The 6,517-nt window shown below is 44.7% G+C and carries 3 protein-coding genes; all 3 read left to right on the top strand.

What is annotated here, in order from left to right:
- The first annotated feature begins 97 nt into the window (after window positions 1-97).
- The 3 genes from LC574_RS20545 to LC574_RS20535 all read left to right on the top strand — a co-directional run bounded on the left by LC574_RS20545 (window position 98) and on the right by LC574_RS20535 (window position 6,355).
- Entirely contained in the window at window positions 98-2,143 is a 2,046-nt protein-coding gene (locus LC574_RS20545; protein ID WP_229455294.1) for a hypothetical protein, read from the top strand.
- 22 nt (window positions 2,144-2,165) lie between these two features.
- Window positions 2,166-2,801 carry a hypothetical protein gene (locus LC574_RS20540; protein WP_229455293.1) on the top strand — a complete coding sequence of 212 codons (636 nt, stop codon included), beginning with the start codon at window positions 2,166-2,168 and terminating at the stop codon, window positions 2,799-2,801.
- Window positions 2,802-3,007: 206 nt separating this feature from the next.
- Window positions 3,008-6,355 carry a hypothetical protein gene (locus LC574_RS20535; protein ID WP_229455292.1) on the top strand — a complete coding sequence of 1,116 codons (3,348 nt, stop codon included), beginning with the start codon at window positions 3,008-3,010 and terminating at the stop codon, window positions 6,353-6,355.
- Window positions 6,356-6,517 lie beyond the last annotated feature (162 nt).

Raw genomic sequence — 6,517 nt, 5'->3', positions numbered from 1 at the left:
TAGCCAACTGGACAATTTATAAATCGCCATTTGGTCTAGCTGTTTCCAGATAAAGTCTTGTTAGGTTAACTCTTAAGGCAATCAGCTTTGAGTACCTATGGCTACCAAAACACTGACCAAACCTAAGCAAAGACAAAATTCTCAAAATCGCTCATGGGAAAACCTGACAGATCGCCGCAAACTCCGCCATATTGAAAACACATTGGATAAAGCGATCGCATCCTCAATTCAAGATGATTCTATCCAGTCCCACGAAGACTTTAAAGCCTATGTAGAAAACTACAGCCAGGAATCGGGTAAAGCCCCCATCACAGTAGAACTCTGTGTAGGAGGTGGGGATGATGACGAGATTAGAGGCTATCGCTTCTACCTCACCAATGATCCGAACCACAGAACCAGTGGCAAGTACCTGATTAAAAACCTCGAAGGAATTACCAGCAAAGATGAAAACTACTTCACCCCTTCTAACATTGCTGAAATTTGCGGTTTTGCTGAAACAGAACTAGACGATCTCGATGATGAACTAGAAGATGACCTGCTCGATTTAGATGAAGAAAATGAAGAAATAGATGATACAAACGACGAACTAGACGACCTATTAAATGATGATTTCAACACTAAACTAGACGACCTAGATGACTTAGGTGAAGAAGACGAGCCATCTGTTAGTCGTGTTAGCGCAGCCCAAACTAAAACTCAAGCCAAAACTTCAACTAAAACCCAAAGTAATTCTCAGCCTAAAACACAACCTAAAACTCAGGACAGAGCTAAGACCAATAAAACTGCTGCCAAAAACTCCAAATCCAGAGAGCCTCTAGACGAAGCTTCGCGTTTAAGTGCCACAGCTGCCACCAACGGACGAGAAGTGAATGGGGTGAATTTAGCAGGCTTAACAGGACAACTGGCATCTCTGGGAATTGCTGTGGGACAAGGTGTTTTGGAACAGCTAGCAGCCGAAGCTGATGAAAAGCGGCTTGAACGAATTCTCAAAGAACTGCAACAGCAGAATGACCGCGTAGATAACATAGCCAGTCGCTTGCAAGAAGCAAAGCCGGACTCATCAGAGTCTCAAAAGTCTCAAGATTTTCAAACTGTATCTAAAGAATCAACCGCAGACAATCCACTGGCTGTAGCTGCTACCAAAATCGGCTCTAAAGTAGACAATCTTGATTCCAAACTAGACCCCAAATACCAATCTCAACCATTTGAATTAGATAAGGATGCCAGCGTCAGCGAACAGCTTGACCAAATTGAAGCCTACCTGAAAGTTCTTTCCAAGCGACTTGACCGTTTAGAAATGGTAGTTAGCCGATTGGAAAAACAGATGGCAGCACGACAAAATAATTCTACTGCTGTCGAATCAGAAACTGATGCAGATATTGTCCAACCTAACTCTACTAGCCAGCCACCAGCAGAGGTTGACATTTTAGAACATCTGACGAAACGCCAAGTACAGCAACAACAAGCTGCCTGTGCTGATGCTTTAGTGGGGTTTGCCAAAGTTGCTGGTGAATTATTTGACCAATCACCCGAAGCAGGTATCGCCATTTCCAGTAACAAAACTTTATGGGTAGAAGCACAGGATAAGCAGGTAGCGATGCCTGCGGCGGGCGTAGCCATCGCTTTAGAAAATACCCAAGGTGAAACACTCTTTGCTGGTACTCGCACTCAGGGACAGTGGGCGATCGCACAAGACAATCTTAGCCCTGATGAAAAGACGGGCATCTGCAAACTGCCACAGTCGAAAGAAGAATACGCCCTCAAAGCCAGTACCCAAGCATTAATTCAAAAATTTCAAGAACAACTACCTAACCGATTTAACAGCAACGATGAACCGACATTCACCTGGACTGAAAAGGGCAAAGTCAAGTACGAGTTTGAAGTAGTAAAACTGCCCAATGATACACGGCTACTTCAAGGATTTAACCCTAATCGTAACGATGAACAAGTGCTTGATGCCGTTTTAGTACCAGGGCAGCCCCCGGAGATTTTGCAGTGTAGCATCCCCCTGCGGGAGATAGAAACGTTACTGGACAATCAGCAATCAACTCGCTCTACCCAAGCCCAGACTGATAAAGATACTGCAAGCCAACGCCAGAAACAAACTCAAAGAAAAGCCACCAAACCAGAAATGCAAGTTTAATTCTACAAACGAGAAGAGAAAAATGAACAACACAAAATCTCACATTTCTCAGTTAAAACTGCTGTCATCTCGGAAATTTTCAACCAACTTGAAAAACCTGAAAATCAACCGTACAGACTTATTTTTCATTTTACTATGTCTTGCGATTGGAATTTATTTATTAGCTACCAAACCCATATTCGTCACTATTTTGGGATGTGCCACCATTGTTTTCTTGAGTATTGGGTATGTAATTCGGACAGTACCAATTTTAGAAAAGTATTTAGGTAGAAAAATTCGCTTTTGGCATATTGTTGCCGCCATTATCACTGTTACCGCTTTACTCGATACCTTTACAACTCCAGCCCAAGCTATTTTCTTAAGCGGGTTGGAAAGCTTCTTCAACAATTTAGCCCAACAAAGTTCCCAAGCAGGAGGCGGTTCCACTAGCACTTTAGATGCCAACGTTGTTGGTTTGACATTCAACCTCATCCGAGGTGCATTTTTGCTGCTGGTTGCTGCTGCTTCTCTATTTGCCTATAACCAAGCACAGCAAGGTAACGACTGGCGACCAATTGTTACTCAAGTTGGTTTAGCATTCTCCATCGTTATTGCCATTGATGTCATCACTTTTATATTTGTCGGTAATGGCACAGGAACAACATCAGCCATCAGGTAAACCCAACTTGAATTTTATACCCATTAAATAAGAATTCAGAAGTCAGAAAACATTCGTCAGAATTCATCAGTGGGGGATGAGCATAGTTGGTCTAGACAACTTTGAGAGGTTTATGACAAGAAGAAAAGTCCTATTCTCCCGCTTATCTTCACTTGTCACTTCTTGGTTGACTGACTACTAATGCAGCACCAGAGAATTACAAAAATATGGCACAAGACAATCGAGAATTCATCAAAGTCAATCGGATTTTAGGCAAGCAAGCCAGCATTGGGCCAATTCCGGCTGAACAGCTACTTCCTTGGATTGCCATCATTGTAGTTTGCTATGTTCTCACCAATGGTTTACTCAGTTTGGGTATGGGTTGGTTCTTTGCCACCTCCTTCTGGCTAATTATCAGTTGGTGGATTCTCACAGGCAAACAGCCCCATCAGTTTTTAGATCGTTGGCGTAATCCACCGGGAACAGAGTGGTGCAATAGTAACAGCATTTACATCTCACCGATCCCCGAATATCGACCCTGGTGGGTACGTCGGCGCTATGCAGACTCGCAAGTACAAATCCGATTCAAGCCACTGATTGTACCGAATCAATATGGAGGCAAAAGTAAGCTCATGCCCTTCCAAAATGAGGTAAACATCTGCTGTATTGCAGAAATTAAGAAGGATGATCGTGAAGTGGCTGCCCTGTTATTGGATAAAGGCAACTCTCAGTATCAACTCGTGTTTGGGTTTCGCATCGCTGGACTGCATGACATACTGCATGAAAATGAGGTCAGTGAATTTGCCCACTCTATCGAAGAGGGTTTGAAAGAACTACCCCCCGGTGAAAAAATTACCTTTTGTACAGGCTGTTCTAGTGATGATACTGAGTCATATCCCCTGCGGACAGGCTCTGCCAAGGGAGTACCCCACAAACGCCAAACCCCGCTTACTGCCTTAGCAGACGATTGCCACTTGAAACCAGTTTCTGTGCTGCTTCGCAACGAGCAATTGCGGGTGGAACAACTCAAGGAAGCAGGTTCTCGCCAAATCTGGAACCAAATCGCCTTCTGTACTTGGACAAGCGATGATGAAGCTGGTTCACAGCAAAAGGATTTTGTGGGTGGACTGATTGAAAAATGCAGAAAATTTGGCTCTTGGGCAGTTGAATTGATTACAGGGAACAAACGCATTTACCAAGAAGAGTTTTTCAAAAAGCTCTTACTGCAAGGGTTTCAGCAAGGATTTATCCAGTGGGAATTGTTACTCAATACCAAAATTGGCTTAGAAGTAACACCTTGCAATGCTACAGATTTGTGGCAGTGGCTTTGGAATCGATTTAATGAGGGTGCAGCACCTCCTATTCCCCAAGTCATTACACTGAAGGAGACTGAGACGGGACTGGAGTTAACAGAAACCATAACCACCGATAAGCACATTTGTACATTACTGATTGAAGGACAACAGGGACGTTCTGCTTGTCCCGAACATCGGGGAGATAATGACCGAGTTTACCTGACAGGTAAAAGTAAGGTTTGTGGAGTCATGGTCGTAACAGATCCCCCTGTCGGTTGGTCTAATGCCCAAGATCAGCTAAAGTGGGTCTGGAAAATCCTTGCTTCCAGCTACGTCCACGATACAGAAGCTTGGATTGAAATCAGCCGCAGCAATGACTTCTTCATCCAAGACAACCTGGCGCGTCAGGCAAAACAATCCAAAACAGCCCGCACTTTAGCTATAACCAAAGGACAGGGACGGGACGTTGGAGCGGAAATCAAACAGGAGGAATCCTTTGAAGCCCAACGACGACTTTATGAAGGCACGAAAGCGTTGCACTGTGCGCCTGTATTTCTAGTTTACCGCCACAGTGCCCAAGAGTTAACCCACGCTTGCAACTTATTGGCTAACAGTTTTGAGACTGCCAAAGTCATTCGAGAGCGTAATATTGCTTGGGAAATTTGGCTGCAAACCCTGCCGATTACCTGCAAATGGTTGCTGCATGGAGGTAATCTCAGCGAACGCAGAATAACTTTGGATACCCATACTGTGGCTGGGATTATGCCCCTAACTGTCCCCAAGGACATCGATAAACAGGGTGTGGAATTCCTTACCAGCCGTGGTGGCAAGCCTATTTATGTTGACTTATTTCACCAACAGATTGGACGCGCTCTAATTACAGGTACTTCCGGCTCAGGAAAGAGCGTTTTGGGATGGCGCTTTGCTCTAGAGGCATTAGCTAACAATATTCCCGTTGTTGGTATGGATATCTCTGCTAGTGGTAACAGCACTTTCAAGACGGCAATTGAGCTTTTGGGCGAGCAAGGAGCATATTACGATATTTCCAGTGGCAGCAGTAACCTACTGGAACCGCCAGATTTGCGACGGTTCGACAAGTCAGAACGGGAACGGCGCATGGAATCGTGGAAGGATTTTATTCGCAAAGCATTAACAGCGATCGCAATGGGTAAAGTCACAAACCCCCATTTAGCTCAACGGGTTGATGCCTTGCTAGTCAAAGCTTTGGACGTATTTTTAAAAGACGCAGAAATTATTACTCGCTACAACCGAGCATTTGAGATGGGTTGGCTTTCACCAGAATGGCAGCAGATACCCACACTACCAGATTTCGTCAAGTTCTGCACTAGAGAGCGCCTTAATCTGAGATCCTTTGAAGAAATTGACCGACAAGCACTCAACCAAATCCAAAATCAGGTTAGCGCTTTACTAGCATCTAGGTTGGGGAAAGCGATCGCTCGTCCCAGCACTTTTTCCCCATTACCAGCGATTAAATTCTTTGCCCTCAGTGGATTGAGTAACGAACAGGATGCTTACTTGATGGCAATTAACGCCCATAGTGCCTGTATCCGTAATGCCTTATCCCATCCTAAGAGTTTGTTTATTGGCGATGAGCTTTCCGTATTGTTACGTAAAGATGGCTTTGCCCAGATTATAGGCGAAACCTGTGCCACGGGAAGAAAAGAAGGCATTGCTGTTCTGCTGATGTCCCAAGACCCGGATACCATTTGCGAGTGTTCGACAGGCGCTCAAATTATGCAGAACATGACCTATCGGATTACCGGACGTATTACCAGTAGCGGTATTGCTTCTTTCCAACAGTATCTAGGCTATCCCGTCAATATTATCAGTCAGAATGCAACTGAAGCATTTTTGCCCCGTACCAGCGACCTTTATTCCTGCTGGCTAGTAGAAACAGGTGGTAGATTCTGGCGTACCCGCTTTTACCCTGGAGAAATGATGCTGGCCAGTGTTGCCAATAACCAGGATGAACGAGAAGCACGAGAACGGGTGATGGCTCAGTATCCAGATACCGCTAAAGGCAATCTGTTAGGACTGAGAGCATTTACAGATGCTTACATTCCTGCTTTGAAGGAAAACAAAGGCTTTAAGCATATTGGTGGAGAGATACATCAAACCGCAGTATTGCGCGATTGGTTACGCCCAGCCGTAAGTCCTGGGGACAGGCCCCACCAAAGCAGAGCATCTCTGCAACAAGAAAGCGATCGCTCAGAGAATAACGATGGCCAACAGGCTCAAGAACGCCTGATTGCAAGTTGATATATCTAGAAACTGCATTAAGGAAGGTCAATCATGAAATCTAAACTTACCTTTATCAGATTGATAGATATATCAACTTGCAATCAGGCGTTCTTGAGCCTGTTGGCCATCGTTATTCTCTGAGCGATCGCTTTCTTGTTGCAGAGATGCTCTGCTTTGGTG

This window comes from Nostoc sp. CHAB 5715 (assembly GCF_020829685.1).
Lineage (GTDB): Bacteria > Cyanobacteriota > Cyanobacteriia > Cyanobacteriales > Nostocaceae > Nostoc.
Note: the sequence above shows the minus strand (reverse complement) of the source record. Positions and strands in the feature narration are given on the sequence as shown.